Source organism: Leisingera aquaemixtae (assembly GCF_001458395.1).
Lineage (GTDB): Bacteria > Pseudomonadota > Alphaproteobacteria > Rhodobacterales > Rhodobacteraceae > Leisingera > Leisingera aquaemixtae.
Window position 1 is genome coordinate 184,187 of sequence record NZ_CYSR01000031.1, and the last position, 22,298, is coordinate 206,484.

A 22,298-nucleotide genomic window follows, 5' to 3' on the forward strand; every position below is an offset into this window, starting at 1 on the left:
GCCCTCTCCCGCCAAGCGCGGGGGAGGGCCTGCCCCCAGATGGTGCTCAAGACGGAAATATTTTGTGACACCGGCCTGGATTGACCAGACTCACCTTTTGGGGTCCGCTGCTTCTGTCCGGCACCACGCACAGGGGAGACCAGCCATGCCCATCAGCCGCAGCAAATCCGACGCGCCAAGGGTCAAGGCGCTGGCCACCAAGGTTTCAGGCCTGCAAGGGCCCTGTTTAGGCTGCACCAACTGCGTTGGATTGTGCGAGGCGCTGATTGATGTGCTGGTGCTGCCGGATCTGGTCCTGACCCGCACGCGCAGCAGTTCGTGACGCAGCGGTGCCGGCGGCCTTTGCCGTTTACTATCTCAAACCCGCGCCGGTAGGATGCGCCTGCAGAAACGGTCGGGGCGGCATAACATGGCAGGGCAAAACACTTTCGTTCACGAAATCCGCGTCGGCTGGGGCGACTGCGACCCGGCGCGGATTGCCTATACCGGACGGCTGCCTGCCTTTGCGCTGGAAGCGATCGACGCCTGGTGGGAGCATCACCTGGACGGTGACGGCTGGTACCAGATGGAACTGGACCGGGGCACCGGCACGCCGTTTGTGCACATGAGCATCGACTTCCGGTCTCCGGTCACGCCCCGGCACCGGTTGATGTGCGAGGTCTGGCCGGCGGCCTTGGGCAGCAAGTCGGTGACTTTCCGGGTCAATGCGCGGCAGGACGGCGTTCTGTGTTTCGAAGGCAAATTCGTCTGCGTCTTCATCGCGCCCGACACCTTCACGGCCAAACCGGCACCCGACGACTACCGTGCCGTGATCGAGGCGCAGCTGCGGCCGGAATGACGCTGCTCAGCGCAGCCAGCCATCAGCGAAAACCACTCTGCTGACGCCTGCAAACCGCGCCACCCGGTCCAGCTCGGCCTCCAGCCGCCTTGTGCGGGACCGCGTCCATTTCATATCGCTTTCCGGCCAGACAGCGGTCACGCGCAGCAGGTCTGCGTCCCGGTCCGCTTTCATGTCGATGCGGCCCGCAAGGCGGTCGCCCTCCAGAAGAGGGAAGACATAGTAGCCGTATTGCCGTTTGGGCGCGGGGGTGAAAACCTCGATCCGGTAGTGGAAGCCGAACAGCCGCTCGGCCCGTTTGCGGTCGCGCAGTGCGGGGTCGAACGGGCTGAGAACCCGTATCCGGCCAGGTGCCGGCCCCAGTTCCCCGGCTTCGCCAACAGTGCCAGGACGGCTGAACACCTTGCGCAAACTGCCATCGGCCTGCTCGACGCAGATCTCCTCAAGCCCGCCCTGGCGCAACTGCTGCGCACACCAAGCCTTGGCTTCCGCCGGAGAGGCAGTGTCCCAGAAGGCGGCGAGCTCTCCCGATGTGGCAAAGCCCAGGCGGTCCAAAGCGGCAGAGCACAGCCAGTTGACCGTCGCCGCTTCATCGCAGTGGGCAGCGGGACGCAGATGCTCCTCAATCACCCGTTCCGTGAGGTCGTAGCGTTTCTGGAACCCCACACGTCCCACCACCGTCAGCGCGCCGGAGCGCCAGAGGTATTCCAGCGCGGTTTTGGACGGATGCCAGTCCCACCAGCCGCCAGAGCTTTTTTTCTCGCCCTTGCCGAGGTCGGAAGAGCTGACGGGCCCGTGGTCGCGGACGTGGTTCAGGACGGTTTCAAATTGCGCCTCGAAACCGTCGCGCCGCCAGTTGCGCCAGCGTTTGCGCAGCAGCTCGGTGTCGCGCCGGAACCTTAAGTGCCACTGAGGGTAAAACGCCATCGGGATCATCGCGGCGTCATGGGTCCAATGCTCAAACAGCCCGCGGTCCCGTTCATACAGCCGTTTGAGGTTCTGCGCCCGGTAACCCGGCCGGCGGGAATAGAGGATCACGTCATGGGCACGCGCAACCGTGTTGATGCTGTCGAGCTGCACGAACCCCAGCCGCTGGATCAGTTCCAGCAGATCGGGACCTTTTGCCGGGCCTGCGGGCTGCTCCAGCAGCGCGTGGCGGTCCAGAAACAGCCGCCGCGCACTGTGGTTGCCAAGCCGTTGCAGCGCCATCAGCGCCGTTTCAGCGTGTCGCCATAAGAGATCGTGGGGGTCAGCGTGATCTGGGTTTCGATTGCGGCGTCGGGGTCTTCCAGCTGTGCGGCGATGATCTCAGCCGCCTTGCGGCCGATTTCCAAGCGGCAGGCATCCATCGTGGCGAGCTTGCGGGGCAGGCCTTGCAGCAGCTCCACGCCGTTGAAACCGGCGAGGCCGATCTGGCCGGGCACGTCGATGCCCTGATCCAGCAGATACAGCAAGCCTCCTGCCCCGATCATGTCGTTGGAATAATAGAGAAAATCCAGCTCCGGCGAGCGCTCCAGCATGGCCTGGGTCATCTCGCGCCCCTTGGCCAGGGCTGAGCCGCCGGAATAGAACTCGCGGTCTTCGATCTCCACGCCCTCCTTGGCCAGCGCCTCGGTGAAGCCTTCGAAGCGTTTGCGGGCGCGGTGGTCGAGCGGCATCTTGGTGCCCATGAAGCCGATATGGCGGTAGCCTGCCTTCAGGATCGCCTTTGCCATCTCGCGCCCTGCACGGCGGTGAGAGATGCCAACCATCGCATCCACCGGCTTACCGTCGGTATCCATGATCTCCACCACCGGGATACCGGCGCTGCTCAGCATGGCACGGGCGGCTTCGGTATGCTCCAGCCCCGCGATGATCACGCCGGAGGGGCGCCACGAGAGCATCTCGTACAGCACTTTTTCCTCTTTTTCGGGCTGATAGTCGGTGACGCCGACAACCGGCTGCAGGTCGGTGTTCTCCAGCACTTGGTTGATGCCGGTCATCACCTCCGGGAACACCATGTTGGACAGTGACGGGATGATCACCGCCACCAGGTTCACCCGGTTCGAGGCCAGCGCGCCGGCAATCTTGTTGGGCACATAGCCCAGTTCCTTTGCGGCGCTCAGCACCTTAGTGCGCGTCTTCTCCGACACGTCGCCGCGGTTGCGCAGAACCCGGCTTACAGTCATTTCGGAAACACCGGTTGCTTCGGATACATCGCGAAGGGTAAGCGGGCGCTTGCTGTCCGTGGTCACGTTCCTGAGCCTCTTGTTATGTCTGCCTTTGACGTTAGCGCAGACATCACTTGCTGCACAATGGAAACTGCGCGCGGCAAAACGGCTTTGGGCTGTGCCGATCCCATTGTGATCGCAGGATGGATTTGCTATCGCGGAAAGACGCGGCCCCGTGGCTCAACTGGATAGAGCAGCCCCCTCCTAAGGGGCAGGTTGCAGGTTCGAATCCTGCCGGGGTCGCCAAGCTTTTATCTGATATCAATGGAACGAGGTGCGCAATCCTTGGTTGTTTAGCCACGGGATCTGCCCGCGGGTCTTTTCGCAAATCCTGTTACAGCTTCAACCCCGCGTTAGTTCGCGGAGCGGTGGCCGCCGATAATTCCGCAGGCGTTTCCGGGGGTTGGATCCAGCCCCCGAATAGACTCGCGTATCAGGGAAATGTGGATTGCTCGGTTTGGTCCGGAAACCCGTTGGCTGCGCGGGTGGTGCTGGGCAGTTCGCCAAAGCGGGCGCGGTAGAGCTGGGAAAAGCGGCCCAGGTGGGAAAAGCCGCTGTCATAGGCGATGCTGCTGACCGGCGTTCCGGCAGGGCGCGAGAGCAGCAGATAGCGGGCCAGATCCAGCCGCAGATCGCGAAGATATTCCACCGGTGTCAGGCCGAAATGCTGGCGGAACCCGGTCTGCAGGGTGCGGATGCTGCAGCCGGCCTCGGCGGCGATGGCTGAAACGGTCAGCGGCTCTGCCGCATTGGCGTGGATATAGTCTTGCGCGCGGCGGATCTGAAGGCTGCTGCCCAAGGGGGCGCGCGGAGACAGAAGATGGCGGATGTTGCTTTGCTGGTGGGTCAGCAGGCCGAGGATCAGCTGCTCTTCGATCACTTGCTGCTGCAAGGCGCCCCAGTGGCCAAATCCTACTTGCGCATCGGTTGCCCTCACGCAGGCGATGAACTGCCGGGCCCAGTCGTGCAGGGGGCCGGTGCTGATGGGTGCGGCTGTGTCAAAGACCACCGGCTCAGACAGCGGCAGCCCGGAGGCGCGCTCGGCAATACCGTGCAGCGCGTTCCGGTCAATTTGCAGCAGCAGCATCCGGCAGTCCGCCTGCCATGTCATCTGCGTTGCCCGCGTCGGGTTGAGAACGGTGGCTTGGCGGATGTTCGAGCCCACCGCTGCCGCGCCGTTGGCAACCACGGCTGCGCCGCTCAGCGGCATTTGCACGAGATAGAAATCCTGCAGTTCGCCCGGGTCTATTTGCACGGCAGATCCGTAGCACAGGTAATTGAGCGACAGGCTGCGTCCCGGAACATGGTTGTGGCGGGTGCCGAAACCGAGGCTCCTGCCGGCAGGCTGCAGGCGGTGGTCGCAGAATTTCTGGGCGACGAGGCTGCGGGCCTCGTCGATGTCGCGGCTGTGAAACTGCCGCCACGCGCGCAAGGGCTCGCTCTTGTGTTCTGCTTGCTGCCGGGTCATCGGCGCAGCCTAGCACGGTTCCTCAGTCAGGCAATCATGAGGTTTCGCGCTATTTTGCGCATTCTGGATAACCCTTTTCCGGGGCTGCCCCTAGGCTTCCTATACGAGCGATAAGGGAGGAAACTATGGCTCTGGATCAGGGAATCACCAAAGCGACCGGCGGGCTGGAGGGCCTGTCCTGGAATGTCGTTGGGCACACTTATACGCCAAAGCTGCACAGCGAAAACGCGTTTGTCTGGCACGCGGCCATTCCGGACGGCACCTTTGTGCCGCCGCATGTGCACCCCACCCAGGACGAGTGGATCACCATGCTGGAGGGCACGCTGGAGGTGGAATTCGGCGGAGACGTGTACCAGGCCGGCCCGGGCGACACAGTGCGGATGCCGATGGGGGTGGCGCACGGCATCTTCAACCGCTCCGGTGCAGAGGCCACTTGCGTGTTCGGAGTGGCGCCGTCGCGCAAGCTGTTTGACCTGTTCTGCGCATTGGACGGGGTGACAGATCCGGAAGAACTGGTGCGGCTGTCCGCGCTGCATGAGGTGGATTTCCTGCCGCCGCCGTCGGAATAAGGGAGGCGGACATGGTGAAACGCAAGACGGTCGCCGTGATCGGCGGCGGGGTAAGCGGGCTGGCCGCGGCCAAGGCCTTTGCCGAAAAGGGGCATCAGGTTCTGGGCTTTGAGCGCAGCCATGACTTGGGCGGCGTGTGGGAGCTTTCCCGCTCTTATCCGGGGGTGCAGACGCAATCCCCCAAGGAGCTGTACTGCTATACCGACCACCCGATGCCAGAGGAGTATCCGCAATGGCCCAAGGGCCCGCAGGTGCACGCCTATCTGCATTCTTATGCGGATAAGCACGATCTGCACCGCCTGTTCCAGCTGAACACCAACGTGCTGGAGATGGACCGGTGCCCGGACGGGCAGCCGGGCTGGCGGCTGGTGATTGAGGCAGGCGGCGAGACCCGGGTGCAGGACGTGGACTTCGTGGTGGTCTGCACCGGGCAGTTCTCCGAGAAAAACATCCTGACCCACCCCGGGCAGGAGGCCTTCACCGCGCAAGGCGGGGAGGTAATGCACTCCTCGGAGTATCTGGACCCGGAGCACGCGCGCGGCAAGCGGGTTGTGGTGCTGGGCGGGTCCAAATCCGCCACCGATGTCGCGGTCAACGCGGTCCAGAACGGTGCCAAGCAGGTGCATCTGGTTTACCGGCAGAATGTCTGGCGGGTGCCGTATTTTGTCGGCGGCATCAACTTTAAGAAGCTGCTCTACATGCGGGCGCAGGAAGTGCAGTTCAACGGTTGGGGCCGCAGCTGGCTGCACAAGGCCTTCTATGGTCTGGCCAAGCCGCTGATCTGGGCCAATTTCCGCGGTCTTGAGGCGCTGTTGAAGATGCAGCTGGGACTGAAGAAGTGGGACATGGTCCCGGATGTCCCGATCGAGAAAGACGTTTCCTGCTCGGTGCCGATCGTGACACCGGGCCTGTTTGAGGGTTTTAAGGACGGTTCAATTATTCCGCATCGCACCACATTCTCACGGTATGAAGGCGATGAAATCGTGCTGGAAAACGGTGAGAGAATCGGCGCTGACCTGGTGATTTCAGCGGTCGGCTGGAAGCTGGGTATTCCCTATCTGGCGCAGCGGCACCTGGACAAACTGATCGAGGCGGACGGCCAGTACCGGACCTACCGTCTGGCGGTGAACCCGGACCTGCCGGAAATGGGCTTTGTCGGCTTCAACTCCAGCTTCTGCACCATTCTGTCGGCAGAGATGGTGGCAAACTGGCTGGTCCGCTATGCCGATGGCCAGCTGGCGCGTCAGCCTTCGCGGGCGGAGATGGAGAAGAACATCCAGATGATGCTCGACTGGCGCCGCAAGGAGCGTCCGGCGGCGCAAATCTATGGCGGGCTGTGCTCGGCGCCTTTCCACTTCAAGCACTTCGATGAGCTGCTGATGGATATGGGGGCGACGCAATGGAAGCGGCCGAACCCTCTTGTGGAGCAATTCGCGCCGCCGGATGCCAGCGCCTACGGCCGTTTCCTGGCAACGGCACCGCAATATCAGGCGGCCTGAAGCCTGCCCATGCGCCTGCCGGAAACGGCGGGCGCTCATGCTTCAACAGCAAACATTGGGCGCGCTGCTGCATGCAAATTTTCGAGTAAGGGGGAATGGTGCCCAGGAGAGGACTCGAACCTCCACGTCCATACGGACACTAGCACCTGAAGCTAGCGCGTCTACCAATTCCGCCACCTGGGCAGGTGTCGTGAAACCGGCGTATAAGCGGAGTCGCAAGGGGCGTCAAACGGAAAATGTGCCTCTTTGCCGAATTTCGGGAAAATTTACCCGCTGATCGTTTTCTCAAGTGAATCCAGTGCGTTGATCGTGAAGGTTGGCTTGCTGCCGGTTCGGAATTCCGAGTGCCGGTTTGATCCTGCGCAAAGTGGGGGAGTCGTAAAAGGGGCATAGGAAAGTCATGAAACAGATTGACCGCCTCCAAGCCCTAGGGCTGTTCGACAGCCGGGTGCCCCGCTACACCTCCTATCCGACCGCGCCGGTGTTCACAGCAGCCGTTGGTGCTGCGGAGCAGGCCCGCGAACTGCAGGCGCTGGATCCGGATGTGCCGGTGTCCGTTTACCTGCATATCCCGTTTTGCGAACGGCTGTGCTGGTTCTGCGCTTGCCGGACCCAAGGCACCCAGACGCTGAGCCCGGTGGAGAGCTATATCGGCACGCTGGAGCAGGAGCTGCACCTGGTGGCGCCGCTTTTGCCCAAAGGCCTGCGGATGGGGCGGATGCATTGGGGCGGGGGAACTCCGACTATTCTGCCGCCGCACCTGATCCACCGGCTGGCACGGGCGGTGAAGGCGGTGTTCCCGCAGACTGAGGACTGGGAGTTCTCGGTGGAGATCGACCCGACCATGGTGGACCGGGACAAGATCGCGGCGCTGGCAGAGGAAGGCATGAACCGGGCCAGCATCGGTATTCAAGACTTCGATCCTTTGGTGCAGCAGGCGATCGGCCGGGCGCAGCCGTTTGAGGTGACCAAGGCCTGCGTGGAGGATCTGCGCGCGGCGGGGATCAACTCGCTGAATGCAGACCTGGTCTATGGCCTGCCGCATCAGACGCAGGCGCGGATGGCGGACACGGTGGAGAAGGTGCTGAGCCTCAGTCCCGACCGGCTGGCGTTGTTCGGCTACGCGCATGTGCCATGGGTGGCCAAGCGGCAGAAGCTGATCAAGGAAGAGACGCTGCCGGACGATCTGGCCCGCTACCATCTGGCCGGGCTGGCGGCGGAGACATTCGTCGCGGCGGGCTTTGCTGCAATCGGCATCGATCATTTCGCCAAGCCCGGTGACGGGTTGGAGATGGCCGCCCGCACAGGCCACCTGCGCCGGAACTTCCAGGGCTACACCGATGACACCTGCCCGACGCTGATCGGGTTCGGTGCCTCGTCGATCTCCCGCTTTGCTGGCGGCTATATCCAGAACGCGGCGGCCACGCCTGCCTATGTGCAGCGGGTTGAGGCGGGCCAGCTAACCGGCGCGCGCGGCCATATGATGAACCAGGAGGATCTACTGCGGGGCCGCGCCATCGAGATGCTGATGTGCGACTTCAGGCTGGACCGGGAAGAGCTGCGGCAGCGTTTCGGCGATCTGGCGGCAAGCCTGGATGCAGATCTGGCGCAGGTCGCGGCCCGCTTTGGCGATCTGGTGCAGTTGGATGACGGCGCGCTGGAGATTGTGCCCGAGGGCCGTCCGCTGACCCGCATCATCGCCAGCAGCTTTGACGCGCATGTTCCCGAAGGCGTGCGGTACAGCCGGGCGTCCTGATCCCGGAGCGGGGCGCTCCCGCCTGTTCCAGGGCCTCCTGCCGGAGGTCCTTAACAGTTGGGCGTGGCGCTGTGCTGGCGCACAGCGCGGCGGCTTTTAACTCGCATCGGACTTTTTGCGCCGGGTTGACAGAATCGGGGGCGGCTCATCACTTACCCGATTTGCGCTTGAGGCGCAGGCGGCAAACTGGCGGGGCAAGAGCTGTTCAAGGCAGGCGCGTAAAGGCATTCTGAAAGAAGGCGCAGCGCAGCTGCCAGGCCCAAGGCCGCCAAGGGGTTCCGGCGCAGCCGGGGCACCTGCGGGCGCGGGAGGGCTTCGGCTGCGCCGCTGTCAGCCGTCTTTCACCAGCCGGAATCCCAGATAATCCGGCGGCAGCCCGACCGCACAGCCGCCGACGCTGGCGTCGCGGATGAAGTCAATCACAACCGCCCGGTGGCGGCCGCCGGTAATGCGGGCGCTGCAATAAGGATCGCTTAGCTCCAGGCTGCCGTCCTTGCGCACCTCGCCGTTCTGCATGCAGCCGCCGGTCCATTCCCAAATATTGCCGCCTAATCCGGTAAGACCGTTGCTGTTGGCGCCCGGCTCGCTTTTCGGGCCCTGTGCCGGTCCTGGCAGCCCGCGCAGGGTAACGCCACGGGCGTACTGGCGCAGCCAGCGCTGGGCCGGATCGCCGCCGTCGGTTTCGACCGCCTCGTCGCCAAAGATTTCTGCTGCGGCCAGCTGCCACTCGGCTTCGTCCGGCAGCCGCCAGCTGTGGCCGGTTTCCTTGGAATACCATTCGGCATATGCGGCAGCGTCATGCCAGCTGACATGAGTCTGCGGCAGACTGGCCTCTGCCGGGGCGCTGTCTGCTTCCTTACAGGCGCCCGCCGCCACACAGGCTGCGTATTCTGCGCCAGAGACCTGATGCTTCATGATCTCAAAGGCACCCACATGGCGCTGCTGTTCCGGGGGCACCACGCTTTTGCCATTGCGGTGAAAGTTGCCGATGGGGCGGTAGGCAATAGTGTCCGCCTTTATGAAAACGGTCTCTGCCAGCGGTTCCGGATCCGCGGCCTTGGAAAACCAAAGGCCAGGAAGTCCAATGGCCGCGGCAAGCCCGGCGGCAATCAGCTCAGTTTTCATGTCAGCATCCCCTCAAGGCAAAACGGGCGGCCGCGTGATGCAGCCGCCCTTTCCTGTGTCACGCCCGGCAGAAGGTCAGGCGCCGGAGTATTCGGTCGGGGCGACCACCTGTTCCATCAGGTCGTTGTTCCACTCGCCTTCGACCACCACGTGGGCCGTTGCGCCGAGGTTCACCGCCTCGATCAGGTTGTGGTTCACATAGGCGTAGACACCTGGCTGCAGGAACTCATAGAGCGCTGCCCCGGCAGAACCACCGCGAATGAACCATGTTTCCAGATCGCGGTCCGGCACGTTGTTGAACTTGCCGGCTTCCCAGACCAGGTCGCCATGGCCGCCGATAAGGTGCGGGCGGGTGTCGCGGTTGGCCTGGCTGTGCACGAACAGCACTTTTTCGCCCTGTTTCGCCTTCATAGCGTTTTCGCCGGTCAGAGCACCGACCTTGCCGTTGAACACCACATGGCTGGGGATCAGCCCGTTCATGACTTCCAGCGTGTCAGGATAGCTTTCACCGACATCCTCGTAGCGGATGTAGTCGCCGTTTTCGTCCTTCGGAATGTAGAATTCGTTTTCGCCGATGTAGTAGACGCGGTCGTATTTCACCGGATCGCCGTTGTGGTCCGACAGGCCTTCACGCGGCAGAACCATGATGGTGCCGGCCATGCCCGAGGCGACGTGCCAGGGGATCATGGGGCCGCCCGGGGCGCAGTGATAGACGAAGGTGCCCGGGCGTGTCGCCTTGAAGCGCAGAACGGTCTTTTCGCCCGGGTTCACCAGGGTCAGAGCGCCGCCGCCCAAAGCACCGGTTGCAGCGTGGAAGTCGATATTGTGCTGCAGCATGTTTTCTGGCGGGTTGATCAGGGTGAGTTCGACATAGTCGCCCTCATGCACCACCATCATCGGGCCTGGAATAGAACCGTCGAAGGTCATCCCCTGCAAATAGGCGCCCTGGTCGACTTCGATTTCCTTCTCGATGATCTTCATCTCGAATTCGACGATGCGCGGTCCGCCCGGCGCAATCTGCTCGTGTTCATGCACGAAGGGCGGTGCCACCAGCTCGCGCTTGATGCGCTTGAGGCTGGTCAGGTCAACCGGCGCGGCGGCCTCGTGAACAGTGGTGCTGTCAGCCTTGGCGGCTTTGGCCAGTACAGGCAGCGCTGCTGCGCCGGCTGCCCCCATCAGTGCGGCTCTGCGGGTCAGCATGATGATCTCCTTTCAGTGTCCCATGTGCCGTGTTGAGGGGACACTAGCCCCGGGGCCCTGGCAGCTGTTTGTCCCCGATCAACGTTCGATAAGATTATTCGATGTCAAGATAAGAGGTTTTTAAGATGCAGCATTTGCCGCTGGAAAAGCGATGCCTGCTGCACGGTTGAGGGCTAAGCGCATGGGGGTTAACTGCCGGCAAATTTAATTGTTAAGGCCCGTTTAACGCGCCGCCTGCTATGCCGGGGATGGGTGAAAATAGTGGTGGTGGATATGAGCGCACAGAGCAATGTGGCGCCCATTATCATCAAGAGGAAAAAAGTCAGTGGTGGCGATGGTCATCACGGCGGCGCATGGAAGGTGGCTTATGCCGACTTCGTGACCGCGATGATGGCCTTCTTTATGCTGATGTGGCTGCTTAACGCGACGACGGAAAAACAACGCAAAGGTCTGGCGGATTACTTCTCGCCATCAATCCCGTTAAGCCGGGTGTCCGGTGGCGGCAATGGCGCTTTCCAGGGTGACAGTATGTTCACCGAGGATATTCAGCCGCAATCCGGGACCGGGGCCACGGATATCAATCCGATGGATGCCCAGAAGGCGCAGGGCGACACTGGGGTCGAGTCGACCGAAAAGCGCGAGGAAGATGATTCCAAGTTCCGCGCTATCGAGGAACAGTTGTCCGGACGCGGCGGTGAGAGCATGGTATCGGTTGCAATGGCCCGCCATATTGTCACCCGCGTCACCGATGAAGGGCTGATCATAGAGCTGTTCGCGACTGAAGACGTGCCGTTGTTCGAACAAGACCAGGCGGAGCCGAAGCCGTTGTTCCGGGATCTAGTCAGGATGATTGCGCGGGTCTCGGACAGCGTGACCAGCAACGTTGCGATTGGCGGCCATATCCGCTCGCACCCGGTTGTTCTGGCGAAGAATCCGGTGTGGGAGCTCTCCCATGCACGGGCAGACATAACCCGCACGCTGCTCGAATCGGGCGGGCTGGATGCGGGGCGGGTTCACCGGGTCACCGGCCATGCTGACCGGAAGCTGGCGGTCGGGAATCCGATGGCTGCCCGCAACGACCGGATCGAAATCATCTTTTTGCGCGAATAAGCCTCTGTAAACATTGAGGCTGGCGGCTGGCAGATGAGTCATATTTTATCTGTTAGCCGCCCGTTAATCGCTCCTGCGCTAGCTGTTGCATCCAGAATGATTAGATGCAGCAGAAAGGCGTGCTATGACCATTTCTTCGTCGCTGAACGCGGGCGTTTCAGGATTGAGCGCTAACGCCAGCCGGTTGGCTTCCATTTCCGATAACATCGCCAACTCCTCTACCCGCGGCTACAAGCGGGTGCAGACCGATTTCCATTCCATGGTCTTGTCCGGCTCCGGCGGCACTTATTCGGCCGGCGGCGTGCGCACGACCAACGTCCGGCTGATCGACGAGCGCGGCCCGCTGGTTTCGACCAATAACGCCACCGACCTGGCGGTGCGCGGCCGCGGCATGCTGCCCGTTGCCTCGATCACAGAGGTGGAGGCGAGTGGCAGCCCGTCCATGATGCTGACCAGCACCGGATCCTTCCGGACCGATTCCAGCGGGTATCTGACGACCGAGTCCGGTCTGGTCCTGATGGGCTGGCCCGCGCAGGCTGACGGCACGGTTCCGGATGTGGCAAGGGATACCGCCGATGCCCTGGAGCCGATCCGCATCGACCTGAACCGCCTGTCGGCGGAGCCGACAACCGAAATCAGCCTGACGGCGAACCTTCCGGCAGCCGAAACCGATCCCGGTGCCTCGGGCGACCCGGTCGAGCAAGTGGTTCAGTATTTCGACAACATGGGCCGCTCCGAAGAGCTGACTATTACCTATTCGCCAAGTGTTGCCACGCCGCCGGCGACCAGCGGCACTAACGAATGGACGATGCAAATCGTGGACTCTGCAACCGGTGCAACGGTCATCGGCGAGTACACTCTGACATTCGATGACAGCGCGGCGTCTGCAGGCACGCTTCAAAGCGTGGCAACCGTGACTGGTGGTGCCTATGATGCAACCGCCGGTTCGGTGACCATCAACGTTGCGGGCGGGCCTGTCGAGATCAATATCGGTGTGATTGGCGAACAGAACGGGATGAGCCAGCTGGGTGACGAGTTCGTGCCCGGCACGACGGAAAAGGACGGGACGGCAGTCGGTTCCTTCGTTTCGGTCGAGGTCAACGCGTCCGGTGAAGTGATTGCCTCCTATGATTCAGGCGACACCAAGGTCATCTACAAGGTTCCGCTGGTGGATGTCTCCAACATCAACGGCATGCAGGCGCTGGACAGCCAGACTTACAAGCCGACTGACGATTCCGGGGCGTTCTACCTGTGGGATGCCGGTGAGGGGCCGACCGGTGAAATCCTGGGCTACGCGCAGGAGGAATCGGCTGTCGACGTGGCAACCGAATTGACCGACATGATCAAGACCCAGCGGGCCTATTCGTCCAACGCCAAGGTCATCCAGACCGTTGACGAGATGCTGCAGGAAACCACCAACATCAAGCGCTAACGCGCTTGATGCTCCCTGACATTGGCTCCACGAAAGCAGGCTGAACATGTCTATTAATTCCGCCCTTAACAGCGCCATGAGCGGGCTGAGCGCGGCCGGCCGGTCCTCGCAAGTGGTCGCCGAGAACCTGGCCAATGCGCTGACCCCCGGCTACACACGCCGGGTTCAGGATCTGAACAGCCCCGGGGCCGGCGTCCCCGGCGTTCGGATCGGCAATGTCCAGCGTTTGAATGATCCTGTGCTGATTTCCAACCGACGGGTTGCCGAAGCAGAATACGGCGCCGCCAAGGCGGAGGCCGATTTCTTCAGCCGGATGTCCGATCTGGTGGGCACCGTCGATGATGAGATGTCGCTTGCCTCCCAGCTTTCGGATTTCGAATCGTCGCTGATCGAAGCGGTCTCGCGCCCGGATTCTCAGCCCCGGCTGAATGATCTGTCTGTGAAGGCGAATGCCTTGGCAGACTCCATCTCACGCACGGCCGAAGGGTTGCGCGGCTTGCGGGTCAATGCGGACAGCGCGATCGGCAGCCAGGTCGACACCGTGAATCAGGCCCTGAAGGAGATTGAAAAGCTCAACGCCCGGATCATGGTGGTAGAGGCCGGCGGCATGGACGCCGTGTCAATGCAGGATCAGCGCGACCAGCTGATCGACCAGGTGAACGGGATCATTCCGGTTAATGTTGTCCGCCGCGACAACGGCCAGGTCACGCTTTATTCCACCGGCGGGGTGATGCTGCTGGACCACAAGGCGTCTGAGCTGAGCTTTACGCCGTCGCGGGATATCATGCCGCACATGACTCTGGGCAACGGCATGATCTCCGGTCTCCAGGTGAACGGCAGAGCAATCGACACCAGCCCTGACGGCCCGCTGCGCGGCGGCACCCTGACCGCGCAGTTTGAAATCCGTGATGTGACCGCGGTTGAGGCCCAAGAGGATCTGGACGCGATGGCCGCCGATCTTATCGAGCGGTTCCAGGACCCGGCGCTGGATGCCACCATCGGGGCCACGGATGCAGGTATATTCACCGACGGTGGCGCCTTCTACGATCCGTCGAACATCGTTGGACTCTCCAACCGGATCGAGCTGAATGATCTGGTGGCTTTGGATGGCACCGGTGAGACCTGGCGGTTTCGCGATGGCATTCACGCCGCGGCCCCCGGGGATCCAGGCAACTCCAGCCTGCTGCAGGCCTACTCGGACGCTTTGAACACCACCCGCACGGTGTCCTCAGTCGGTCTTGGCACCGCAAACATGTCAGCTGCGACGCTGAGTGCGAACCTGTTGTCCAGGTTTGCCCAGGACAATGAAACCGCTGCGCGCGCTTCGACTTTTGCCGCTACCAGTTTCAATGAGCTGAGCCAGGCGGAACTGGCGCTCGGCGTCGACACCGACGCCGAGCTGCAGAACCTGATGCTGGTTGAGAAATATTACGCCGCCAACGCCCGTGTGCTCAGCGTTGTCGACGAACTTATGGAAACACTTTTGAGGATCTGACCCATGATTTTGAATTCTTATGGCGATATGGCGCAGCACCTCTTTCTCCGCAGCCGCAATACGGAGCTGAAGGAAAACGTCACCACTCTGTCCGAAGAGTTTGCCACTGGAAAGTCGGCGAACCTGAGCGAACGGCTGGGCGGCGATTTCACCTATCTTGCAGATCTGGAGAGCTCGCTGAACCGGATCGGCAGCTATATGGTTGCCAATAGCGAAGTGCGGTTGTTTGCGACCGCCACGCAAGGCAGCCTTGATAAGGTGCACAGCCAGGTGGAGGCGATGCGCAACGACATCCTGAGACTGTCGCCCGCGCTTGACACGGAAAATGCACAGCAATTCGGCAGCCAGGCCAAGCAGAGGCTGTCCAGCGCCATCAATCTGATGAACACGGCTGTCGGGGGGCGGACGATCTTTGCGGGCACTGCAACGGACACCAAACCGCTGAATGACACCAGTACGCTGATGACGGCCATCCTCACGGAAGTCTCGGGGCTGACAACCAGCAATGACATCATTCAGGAAGTTAAGGACTGGTTCGACGATCCGGCCGGATTTGATGCCGTCATGTACCGCGGTTCCACTACTTCGCTGCAGCCGGTTACCGTCGGCGAGGGAGAACAGGTGACCCTGGGGATCCGCGCCGATGATGAAAACCTCAAGCATGCTCTGCAGAGTTATGTGATCACTGCTCTCGCGGATGAGCCCAGCCTCGGCCTGACCGAAGACGTGCAGATCGATCTGGTTATCAAGGCCAGCAGCGAGCTGACTGAAAGTGCGGACAGGCTGATTGATCTGCAGGCTGACGTTGGATTCATCGAGGGCCAGCTCGAGGCGGTCAATACCCGTAACGAGGCGTCGAAAACCAGCCTGAGCATCGTCAAGAACAACCTGGTCTCGGCCGATCCGTATGAAACCTACACCCGGCTTCAGGAGGCGCAGACGCAGCTTGAGGGCCTTTATACAATCACCGCCCGCAGCTCGCAGCTGTCCTTGTTGAAGTATATCTCATGATGGCTTTTCTGCGTCTCTTCCTTGCTTGCCTGTTTCTGCTGCCCGTGGCGGCGCAGGCAAACACTATCCGGCTTAAGGACCTGGTGGAATTCGACGGGGTCCGCGGCAACGACCTGGTCGGCTACGGCCTGGTCGTCGGCTTGGATGGAACCGGTGACGGGTTGCGCAATTCGCCGTTCACCGAAGAAATCATGACCAACATCTTGGAGCGGCTTGGCGTCAACGTGACGGGTGAGCAGTTCCGGCCGAAGAATGTGGCGGCCGTTTTTGTGACCGCCACCTTGCCGCCCTTTGCCCGTGTCGGCAGTACCATCGACGTGACGGTCTCAGCCATTGGCGACTCCAAAAGCCTGCTTGGGGGTACTCTGATCATGACGCCGCTGAACGCCGCCGATGGTCAGATCTATGCTGTCGCCCAAGGGACAATCCTGGCTGGCGGTGCAGTGGCCGAAGGCGAGGCTGCGACAGTGACGCAGGGGGTCCCGACGGCGGGCGTGATTCCGTCGGGTGCCCGTGTTGAGCGGGAGATTGATTTCGACCTGGCCTCGCTCAGCTCCATGCGGCTGGCGCTGCGCGAGCCGGATTTCACCACGGCCGGGCGGATCGAACGGGCGATCAACAACGAATTCGGCCGCAACGTTGCCCTGATGCGGGATTCCGGGACTGTCGAAGTCGATATCGGCCGCACCAACACCCGCTCGACGGCGCATGCGGTGGGCCGGATTGAGAACATTCTGGTTGAGCCGCAGCGCAAAGCCCGGGTGGTTGTCGACCAACGCTCCGGCACCATTGTGATGGGCAGCGACGTGCGGATTTCCCGCGTGGCCGTGGCTCAAGGCAATCTTACGCTCCGCATTGAAGAGACGCCGCTGGTGGTTCAGCCCAACCCCTTTGCGGATGGGGAAACCGTTGTTGTGCCGCGCACGGGCGCTGCGATCGAGGAAGAGGAGGGGATCCAGCTGGCAGAAGTGCCGGAGACAACCTCGCTTTCGGAGGTCGTGTCAGGCTTGAACGCTCTGGGGGTGTCGCCGCGGGATATGATCGACATTCTGAAAAGCCTCAAGGCCGCAGGGGCCTTGCACGCGGAATTCGTCGTCCGCTGACGGGCACCGCAACCCTGACAGAAAACGCCCCGGCTTCACCTGCTGAAGCCGGGGAATTTTTTGTCTGGGGGCAGGCCACCCGTCTGTGGTTCTCCCCGCGCCGCGCTTGCATGCCCGGCCGTGCGCCGGACCCCGCACTCAGAGTGCAGCCGAGCCGGGCAAGCCGCATCAATGGGTCGAAAGGGTAAAGAGCTGTGGTTTGGTCAAACGGGGAGCGTTCTCATTTCCGGCTGCACCAAGGCAAGTGTGCGGCTGGGAGCCAGAACTGGCTCCGTCCCGGGTTTATAATGGGTGCCAGAAATCTCTGAACCCAGCCTGCTCAACGCTGAGATCCATGCACGTCACACCATCTGCTGCGGGTATCAGAATGCTCAAGAAGGGGGCGGGGCAGGAGCGCTCGCACAGAAAAAGCCCGGGCACATCACACGGCCCGGGCTGTTCGTTTTTTCCGGTTTTGAGGATTAGGGATAATAGCTGCGCACGAGCGCCGTGGCGATCAGGCTCCAGCCGTCGGCAACAACAAAGAACGCCAGTTTGAAAGGCAGGGACACAATGGCCGGCGGCACCATCATCATCCCCATCGACATCAGGACCGCTGCCACCACAAGGTCGATCACCAGGAACGGCAGAAAGACCAGAAAGCCGATTTGAAAGGCGCGTGCAATTTCGGACAGCAAGAAGCTCGGGACCAGCGCGGACAGCGGCGCTTGCGGCACCGGGTCCATGCCTTGGGTCTCCGGCCTGAGGTCGGCAATGGCATAAAACGTGTCCGGATCCAGACGGTTGGCCATGAATGCCCGGAACGGTTCCAGACTGCGTGAGATGGCCTCGCCCGGTTCAAGCTGTTCCTCCAGCAGCGGGCTGATACCGCTGCTCCAGGCCTCGGTAAAAACCGGCTCCATCACGAAGTAGGTCAGGAACAGCGCCAGGCTGATCATCAGCATGTTTGGCGGCGCCTGCTGCAGACCGATACCCTGGCGCAGGATCGACAGGACCGTCACCAGAAACGGAAAGCAGGTGATCATGATCAGCAGGCCGGGGGCCAGGCTGAGCACTGTAATCAGCAGAATCAGCTGGATCGAGCGGGCCGAAATCGACTCACCGTCTGCCAGCGAAAGGCTCAGTTCTTGAGCCAGGGCGGTCTGCGGCAAGGCCAGCAAAAAAGCTGAAACCAGGGCCGCCCGCACAAAGGTCTTGTGTGTCATCCCAAACCGCTTTGCAGATCGGCAATTTCCGTCAGGCGCACGGCCAGCTGTCCGGCCTGCTCGCCTTCCAGCTCCTCCAGCTGGCCCCGGGCGACCAGCCGGTCACCGACGTAGAGGTCGACCGGATCTTCAACCCGCTTGTCGAGCGTCAGGATCGCGTTTTCACCCAGGCTGACCAGATCGCGGATCAGCGGCCGGGCCTTGCCCACCGAAACAACCACTTCGACGGGAACCGAAACAAAGGGGTTTTTGGCATCAGCGGCTTTCTTGTTCAGATCGGCGGCGTCATCCATATTGGCTGTCCTCTTTCGCGTGATAGGTGAAGGCTTCGATCGAATCCTGGATCGATTCGAGAAGGGCATCGCAGTTGATTTCGCATTCGGTGCTGCCGACGCTCAGGTAGGCTTGGCCGGAGGACAGCGTGCTGTCTTCCCGCACGGTGACCGGGACAGAAAAGTTCTGCGGCAGCAGGTTGCGCACGGGTGCGCCTTCGCCGGGCGATACCACAATTTGCATCGGCTGATCGGTCTGCCCTTTTGCCATTCCTGCGAGCTGATCGACGATGTGGTGCCCGAAGGAGGCCGCCATCGCATCCGGCAGAATGGCACTGGTCAGCACCTTGAACATCGGATCCAGCGAATCGAGCAGCTGGCTTTGCGCTTCGTGATAGGTGAAGCTCAGGTCCTCCAGCGAGTTGGCCAACTCGGCCGAGATCCGGGTGGTTTCCTGATCCTTGGCCGTTACAGCGTCATCCCAGCCGGCGCTGTAGCCTTTCTCGAAGGAAGCCAGCCGCTGTTCTTCTATGACTTCCTCAGAGACCGCCGGCACCACCGGTTCAGCGGGCGTTTCAAATCCGAAGTCCTCAAGCAAATGCGCAATCGTCATCAAGCTTGCTCCTTATTCTCTTCCAGCCAGCCGCGCAGGATCTGGACAGTTTCCTCCTGCCGTTCGCCGATCATGTTGCGGAGGCGGTCGACGGGATCATCCATGCCGCCGCCCATTGACGGCAGGCCGATTGCGCCCATCATGTCGCCAGTGCCCATCGTCGGCAGGCCGCCCATCGGTTCGAATTGGCCGGTTTCGTTGTTCTCAATCTCACCATCGAGCGCGAGGCCTGCACCCATGTCCGGTGCAGTCATGAAGCCGTCGCCGCCGACACCGGGCAACGCAGGCAGGCCGCCGCCGTCAGGGCCTGGCAGCGCAGCTACCGGCGCGGCCTGATTCGACAGGATCGGGCGGACAACGAAAAGGCCCAGGATCAGGCTGACGAGGGCCAGTGCGCCGATCTGGACCAGAGACATGGCGTCAAAGTAGAGGTTATCGAAGAAAGAGGCGGTCGCGACCGTGCCCTGGGGTTCCACGGCGGGCAGCTCCATAGACTTGAGGGTGATCACGTCGCCACGCTCCGCGTCAAAGCCGACCGCCGCGGAAATCAGTTCCCGCATGGCGGCCAGCTCGTCTTCCGGCCGGGGCTGGAAAACGGTTTCGCCGGCGTCATTGGTGACGGCTGTGCCATTGATCAGCACCGCGACGGTCAGGCGCTTGATGGCGCCGGGACCGCGGAGGATTTCTTTTTCGGTTTCGGAGATTTCATAATTGATCCGCTCGCGGGTAGCGCTGGTGTTGGCCTTGGACCCCTGGCCGGAGGCGGCATCGCCATCGGGAATGTTTGAGGCAACGGTGACTTCGCCCGCCTGGTTGGTGGAAGAATCGGCGCGTTCCTCGACATCTGTGCTGACGGCGACACGGCTTTTGGGATCAACGAGCTTTTCGCGGATAGATTCGGTGTCAGTCACGGTTTCGACACTGACCTCGACCACGGCGTTGCCCTGGCCGACGCGGGCCTCGACAAGGCGCATGACCCGCTCGCGAATCGTCTGCGAACGGTCATCCGTGCCGGCACCGGCTGCAGCAGTGGCATCCGAGGAGCCGATCAAAGCGCCATTGGCGTCGATCACGGCAACGTTTTCCACCGCAAGGCCGGTGACAGCGGAGGACACCAGGAAACGGATAGCGTTGGCCTGCGCAGGTGTGATCGGCGACCCCATCGGCACGACGGAAACCGATGCGGTAGGCTCCACCGTGCGCTGGAAGGGGTTCAATCCGGTGTTGGCGATATGCACCCGGGCCTGGGTCACATGCGGGCTGGCGACAATGGTGCGGGCCAATTCGCCTTCCTTGGCGCGCCAGTAGGCGGCATCGAACATTTGCGAGGTGGTTCCGAAGCCGCTGAGCGAATCGAGCAGTTCATACCCTTTGCCGCCATTGGCCGGCAGGCCTTCGCTGGCCAATGTCATACGAAGTTCGTCACGCTGCGTGGACGGCACGTAGATCGAGCCGCCACGCACTTCAAATTGGGTGCCGCGCTGTTCCAGCGCCCGCACCACATCTCCGGCCGAGCCGCTTTCCAGCCCGGCATAAAGCAGTGTCATTGATGGCTTGCTTGCCACATGGGACATCGCGATCACGCTGAGAATCATAATTACCGTGGCGCCCACGGCAATCAGACGCTTCCGCATGTCCATTTCTGCCCAGACATTCTTGATCTGCTGCACATTAACCTCCGTCGCACCGGCGTTCTGTCCGGCGTGCAACCTTTTTGACGGATCGGCCTTAACATTCGGTTAGTTCCTCGCAGGTTATGAAGAAGCTGCACGACGTTTTAGGGATAGCCATGACAGACGCTGCAGTAGATACAGAAGCAGATGCCCCGGCCAAGAAAAGCAAACTGCCCCTGATCATCGGGGTTGTGCTGGCTCTGGCGGGGGCGGGCGGCGGATTCTTTGCCGTTCAGTCAGGCCTTCTTCCCTTTGGTCAGAAAGCAGCGCCAGAACCGGCGCATGCGGCCGAAGAGGCGCCAGAAGGCGTGGACACTGGTGAGACGGCGGAGGATATCGCCAATCTTGCCTTTATCGAAATGGACCCGATTGTGATTACCCTGCGCAAAGCCAGCGGTATCAAGCATTTGCGGTTCCGCGCGCAACTTGAGGTCGACCTGGCGCACCAGGCCGAGGTCGAGAAAATCCTCCCGCGGGTTGTCGATGTCCTGAACAGCTACCTGAGAGCATTGGAGCTTGAGGATCTGACCGATCCGATGGCTCTGCCGAAACTGAGAGCGCAGATGCTGCGGCGGATCAACATTGCCACCGGCCAGGGCCGGGTGCGTGATCTGCTGATTATGGATTTCGTACTGAACTAGGAGGACAGGATGGACATTATTGCTGATATCCTGCTTGCGGCCGGAGCACTGGGCGCCGGATTCTATTGTCTGGTGCTGTCACGCAGGCTGAAGCGGTTCAATGATCTGGAAAAGGGCGTGGGCGGCGCAGTCGCCGTGCTGTCCTCCCAGGTTGATGACCTGAACAAGTCGCTGAAATCGGCGCAACAGGTGTCTGACGGCTCCAGCAAGGCGCTGCAGCAGCTGACGGGCCGCGCCGAATCGGTGGCCCAGCGGTTGGAGCTGATGATGGCGTCGATGCATGATATTCCCGAGGCCCGGCCTGCGGCTCCGGCAGCGGAACCCGCTGCCGAAGATGAGGAGATGGCAGCCGCTTATGAGGCCGAATCGCAGCCGGCCGAAGAAAGCCAGGAAGAGGCCAAGCCCTCTGGCCTGATGTTCGTCCGCCATAACCGCAGCCAGAACCGGGTGGCGTAATGGCGAAGGCGGCTAAGAAACCCAAAGGTTTGCGGCGGGGCGGCACGCTGATGATGCTGGCGGTCCTGCTGATCGGCTCTGCCGCGGTGCGGCTGGGACTGGAGGCCGGGCCCGCAATTGCCCGCGAAGTGGCCAGTCTGAAGGAGCCGGGCCGGGAAGAGTCTGCGCATAAGGGAGAGACGCGGGGCGAATCGATGCCGTCCTCCGCTGAGCTGCAGACGATGCTGGCGGCCTTTCGGGAGCGGGAACAGGCATTGGCCGCCCGCGAGGCGGAGATTCAGGACCGGATGAAGGCGCTGGAGATTGCCGATCAGGCGATCAACAAGAAGCTGGTGGCACTGGAGCAGGCAGAAGAGAAGCTGCGCGCGACCCTCGCCCTGGCCGATGGGGCGACCGAGGCGGATGTGACCCGGCTGACCTCAGTTTATGAGCAGATGAAGCCCAAGGAGGCCGCAGCCCTGTTCGAGGAAATGGACCCTGCATTTGCAGCAGGCTTCCTCGCCCGGATGCAGCCGGAGGCCGCGGCGGGGATCATGGCGGGCCTGAGCCCGGAAGCCGCCTACACCATCAGCGTGGTCCTGGCCGGACGCAACGGAGCCGTGCCCAGGGAATGACTTGGGTG

Annotated in this window: 22 protein-coding genes and 2 tRNA genes; 14 read left to right on the forward strand and 10 right to left on the reverse strand. The window is 62.0% G+C overall.

Annotated elements, in window-relative coordinates:
* The first annotated feature begins 145 nt into the window (after positions 1-145).
* Together PHA8399_RS22680 and PHA8399_RS17825 are read left to right on the forward strand one after the other, a co-directional pair.
* The gene (locus PHA8399_RS22680) at positions 146-322 is read left to right on the forward strand and encodes a hypothetical protein (RefSeq protein WP_167592839.1); all 177 of its coding nucleotides are present in this window, start codon (positions 146-148) and stop codon (positions 320-322) included.
* An 87-nt stretch (positions 323-409) separates the two neighbouring features.
* Positions 410-838: an acyl-CoA thioesterase gene (locus PHA8399_RS17825; protein WP_058287460.1), complete on the forward strand. Its 429-nt coding sequence runs from the start codon at positions 410-412 to the stop codon at positions 836-838.
* A 6-nt stretch (positions 839-844) separates the two neighbouring features.
* Here PHA8399_RS17825 and PHA8399_RS17830 read toward each other — a convergent pair whose 3' ends face one another.
* Both PHA8399_RS17830 and PHA8399_RS17835 read right to left on the reverse strand, forming a co-directional pair.
* Complete coding sequence (locus PHA8399_RS17830; protein WP_058287461.1) at positions 845-2,047, reverse strand: winged helix-turn-helix domain-containing protein; 1,203 nt, start codon at positions 2,045-2,047, stop codon at positions 845-847.
* Positions 2,047-3,072, reverse strand: a complete 1,026-nt coding sequence (locus PHA8399_RS17835; protein ID WP_058287462.1) for a LacI family DNA-binding transcriptional regulator — start codon at positions 3,070-3,072, stop codon at positions 2,047-2,049. Before PHA8399_RS17835 ends, PHA8399_RS17830 begins: the two co-directional genes overlap by 1 nt.
* Positions 3,073-3,217: 145 nt before the next feature.
* Between PHA8399_RS17835 and PHA8399_RS17840 the strand changes: the two genes are divergently transcribed.
* Positions 3,218-3,294, forward strand: a tRNA-Arg gene (locus PHA8399_RS17840).
* A gap of 187 nt (positions 3,295-3,481) precedes the next feature.
* Here PHA8399_RS17840 and PHA8399_RS17845 read toward each other — a convergent pair.
* Entirely contained in the window at positions 3,482-4,516 is a 1,035-nt protein-coding gene (locus PHA8399_RS17845) for an AraC-like ligand-binding domain-containing protein (protein WP_058287463.1), read from the reverse strand.
* Between the two features lie 125 nt (positions 4,517-4,641).
* On the opposite strand from PHA8399_RS17845, the gene PHA8399_RS17850 reads away from it, so the two are divergent.
* Positions 4,642-5,085 carry a cupin domain-containing protein gene (locus PHA8399_RS17850; protein ID WP_058287464.1) on the forward strand — a complete coding sequence of 148 codons (444 nt, stop codon included), beginning with the start codon at positions 4,642-4,644 and terminating at the stop codon, positions 5,083-5,085.
* Positions 5,086-5,096: 11 nt separating this feature from the next.
* Positions 5,097-6,584, forward strand: coding sequence for a flavin-containing monooxygenase (locus PHA8399_RS17855; protein ID WP_058287465.1), 1,488 nt, complete (start codon positions 5,097-5,099; stop codon positions 6,582-6,584).
* 96 nt (positions 6,585-6,680) lie between these two features.
* Here the strand turns inward: PHA8399_RS17855 and PHA8399_RS17860 are convergent.
* A tRNA-Leu gene (locus PHA8399_RS17860) sits at positions 6,681-6,767 on the reverse strand.
* Between the two features lie 217 nt (positions 6,768-6,984).
* Between PHA8399_RS17860 and hemN the strand changes: the two genes are divergently transcribed.
* Entirely contained in the window at positions 6,985-8,340 is a 1,356-nt protein-coding gene (gene hemN, locus PHA8399_RS17865; protein ID WP_058287466.1) for an oxygen-independent coproporphyrinogen III oxidase, read from the forward strand.
* Between the two features lie 330 nt (positions 8,341-8,670).
* On the opposite strand, the gene PHA8399_RS17870 is transcribed toward hemN, so the two are convergent.
* Positions 8,671-9,465 carry an SUMF1/EgtB/PvdO family nonheme iron enzyme gene (locus PHA8399_RS17870; protein WP_058287467.1) on the reverse strand — a complete coding sequence of 265 codons (795 nt, stop codon included), beginning with the start codon at positions 9,463-9,465 and terminating at the stop codon, positions 8,671-8,673.
* A 75-nt stretch (positions 9,466-9,540) separates the two neighbouring features.
* Positions 9,541-10,665: a copper-containing nitrite reductase gene (gene nirK / locus PHA8399_RS17875; protein ID WP_058287468.1), complete on the reverse strand. Its 1,125-nt coding sequence runs from the start codon at positions 10,663-10,665 to the stop codon at positions 9,541-9,543.
* 273 nt (positions 10,666-10,938) lie between these two features.
* Between nirK and PHA8399_RS17880 the strand changes: the two genes are divergently transcribed.
* The 5 genes from PHA8399_RS17880 to PHA8399_RS17900 all read left to right on the forward strand — a co-directional run bounded on the left by PHA8399_RS17880 (position 10,939) and on the right by PHA8399_RS17900 (position 16,816).
* The gene (locus PHA8399_RS17880; RefSeq protein ID WP_058287469.1) at positions 10,939-11,775 is read left to right on the forward strand and encodes a flagellar motor protein MotB; all 837 of its coding nucleotides are present in this window, start codon (positions 10,939-10,941) and stop codon (positions 11,773-11,775) included.
* A 124-nt stretch (positions 11,776-11,899) separates the two neighbouring features.
* Entirely contained in the window at positions 11,900-13,207 is a 1,308-nt protein-coding gene (locus PHA8399_RS17885; protein WP_058287470.1) for a flagellar hook protein FlgE, read from the forward strand.
* 46 nt (positions 13,208-13,253) lie between these two features.
* Complete coding sequence (gene flgK / locus PHA8399_RS17890; RefSeq protein WP_058287471.1) at positions 13,254-14,702, forward strand: flagellar hook-associated protein FlgK; 1,449 nt, start codon at positions 13,254-13,256, stop codon at positions 14,700-14,702.
* Between the two features lie 3 nt (positions 14,703-14,705).
* A complete protein-coding gene (locus PHA8399_RS17895; protein ID WP_058287472.1) occupies positions 14,706-15,713 on the forward strand; it encodes a flagellin in 1,008 nt (335 codons plus the stop codon).
* The gene (locus tag PHA8399_RS17900) at positions 15,710-16,816 is read left to right on the forward strand and encodes a flagellar basal body P-ring protein FlgI (protein ID WP_058287473.1); all 1,107 of its coding nucleotides are present in this window, start codon (positions 15,710-15,712) and stop codon (positions 16,814-16,816) included. Before PHA8399_RS17895 ends, PHA8399_RS17900 begins: the two co-directional genes overlap by 4 nt.
* Positions 16,817-17,277: 461 nt before the next feature.
* Here PHA8399_RS17900 and fliP read toward each other — a convergent pair whose 3' ends face one another.
* From fliP to fliF, 4 genes are read right to left on the reverse strand one after another with little or no spacing between them, the layout of a single operon-like run.
* A complete protein-coding gene (gene fliP, locus PHA8399_RS17905) occupies positions 17,278-18,021 on the reverse strand; it encodes a flagellar type III secretion system pore protein FliP (RefSeq protein WP_058287474.1) in 744 nt (247 codons plus the stop codon).
* Positions 18,018-18,314 (reverse strand): FliM/FliN family flagellar motor switch protein, encoded by a 297-nt coding sequence (locus PHA8399_RS17910; RefSeq protein WP_058287475.1) that lies wholly within the window; start codon positions 18,312-18,314, stop codon positions 18,018-18,020. The genes fliP and PHA8399_RS17910 overlap by 4 nt, the downstream gene beginning before the upstream one ends.
* Complete coding sequence (locus PHA8399_RS17915; protein WP_058287476.1) at positions 18,307-18,906, reverse strand: FliH/SctL family protein; 600 nt, start codon at positions 18,904-18,906, stop codon at positions 18,307-18,309. Before PHA8399_RS17915 ends, PHA8399_RS17910 begins: the two co-directional genes overlap by 8 nt.
* On the reverse strand, positions 18,906-20,576 hold the full coding sequence (fliF, locus tag PHA8399_RS17920) for a flagellar basal-body MS-ring/collar protein FliF (RefSeq protein ID WP_058287603.1): 1,671 nt from the start codon (positions 20,574-20,576) through the stop codon (positions 18,906-18,908). Before fliF ends, PHA8399_RS17915 begins: the two co-directional genes overlap by 1 nt.
* 119 nt (positions 20,577-20,695) lie before the next feature.
* Between fliF and PHA8399_RS17925 the strand changes: the two genes are divergently transcribed.
* From PHA8399_RS17925 to PHA8399_RS17935, 3 genes are read left to right on the forward strand one after another with little or no spacing between them, the layout of a single operon-like run.
* The gene (locus PHA8399_RS17925; RefSeq protein ID WP_058287477.1) at positions 20,696-21,220 is read left to right on the forward strand and encodes a flagellar basal body-associated FliL family protein; all 525 of its coding nucleotides are present in this window, start codon (positions 20,696-20,698) and stop codon (positions 21,218-21,220) included.
* Between the two features lie 9 nt (positions 21,221-21,229).
* Positions 21,230-21,676: a hypothetical protein gene (locus PHA8399_RS17930; protein WP_058287478.1), complete on the forward strand. Its 447-nt coding sequence runs from the start codon at positions 21,230-21,232 to the stop codon at positions 21,674-21,676.
* Positions 21,676-22,290 (forward strand): MotE family protein, encoded by a 615-nt coding sequence (locus PHA8399_RS17935; RefSeq protein WP_058287479.1) that lies wholly within the window; start codon positions 21,676-21,678, stop codon positions 22,288-22,290. Before PHA8399_RS17930 ends, PHA8399_RS17935 begins: the two co-directional genes overlap by 1 nt.
* Positions 22,291-22,298 lie beyond the last annotated feature (8 nt).

Coding starts and splice junctions, on each gene's coding strand:
- nirK (WP_058287468.1), bottom strand. CDS start 10,665: ATGCTGACCCGCAGAGCCGCACTGATGGGGGCAGCCGGCGCAGCAGCG.
- PHA8399_RS17845 (WP_058287463.1), bottom strand. CDS start 4,516: ATGACCCGGCAGCAAGCAGAACACAAGAGCGAGCCCTTGCGCGCGTGG.
- hemN (WP_058287466.1), top strand. CDS start 6,985: ATGAAACAGATTGACCGCCTCCAAGCCCTAGGGCTGTTCGACAGCCGG.
- PHA8399_RS17850 (WP_058287464.1), top strand. CDS start 4,642: ATGGCTCTGGATCAGGGAATCACCAAAGCGACCGGCGGGCTGGAGGGC.
- PHA8399_RS17825 (WP_058287460.1), top strand. CDS start 410: ATGGCAGGGCAAAACACTTTCGTTCACGAAATCCGCGTCGGCTGGGGC.
- flgK (WP_058287471.1), top strand. CDS start 13,254: ATGTCTATTAATTCCGCCCTTAACAGCGCCATGAGCGGGCTGAGCGCG.
- PHA8399_RS17895 (WP_058287472.1), top strand. CDS start 14,706: ATGATTTTGAATTCTTATGGCGATATGGCGCAGCACCTCTTTCTCCGC.
- PHA8399_RS22680 (WP_167592839.1), top strand. CDS start 146: ATGCCCATCAGCCGCAGCAAATCCGACGCGCCAAGGGTCAAGGCGCTG.
- PHA8399_RS17855 (WP_058287465.1), top strand. CDS start 5,097: ATGGTGAAACGCAAGACGGTCGCCGTGATCGGCGGCGGGGTAAGCGGG.
- fliP (WP_058287474.1), bottom strand. CDS start 18,021: ATGACACACAAGACCTTTGTGCGGGCGGCCCTGGTTTCAGCTTTTTTG.
- PHA8399_RS17870 (WP_058287467.1), bottom strand. CDS start 9,465: ATGAAAACTGAGCTGATTGCCGCCGGGCTTGCCGCGGCCATTGGACTT.
- PHA8399_RS17915 (WP_058287476.1), bottom strand. CDS start 18,906: ATGACGATTGCGCATTTGCTTGAGGACTTCGGATTTGAAACGCCCGCT.
- PHA8399_RS17880 (WP_058287469.1), top strand. CDS start 10,939: ATGAGCGCACAGAGCAATGTGGCGCCCATTATCATCAAGAGGAAAAAA.
- PHA8399_RS17935 (WP_058287479.1), top strand. CDS start 21,676: ATGGCGAAGGCGGCTAAGAAACCCAAAGGTTTGCGGCGGGGCGGCACG.
- PHA8399_RS17910 (WP_058287475.1), bottom strand. CDS start 18,314: ATGGATGACGCCGCCGATCTGAACAAGAAAGCCGCTGATGCCAAAAAC.
- PHA8399_RS17830 (WP_058287461.1), bottom strand. CDS start 2,047: ATGGCGCTGCAACGGCTTGGCAACCACAGTGCGCGGCGGCTGTTTCTG.
- PHA8399_RS17925 (WP_058287477.1), top strand. CDS start 20,696: ATGACAGACGCTGCAGTAGATACAGAAGCAGATGCCCCGGCCAAGAAA.
- PHA8399_RS17885 (WP_058287470.1), top strand. CDS start 11,900: ATGACCATTTCTTCGTCGCTGAACGCGGGCGTTTCAGGATTGAGCGCT.
- PHA8399_RS17900 (WP_058287473.1), top strand. CDS start 15,710: ATGATGGCTTTTCTGCGTCTCTTCCTTGCTTGCCTGTTTCTGCTGCCC.
- PHA8399_RS17930 (WP_058287478.1), top strand. CDS start 21,230: ATGGACATTATTGCTGATATCCTGCTTGCGGCCGGAGCACTGGGCGCC.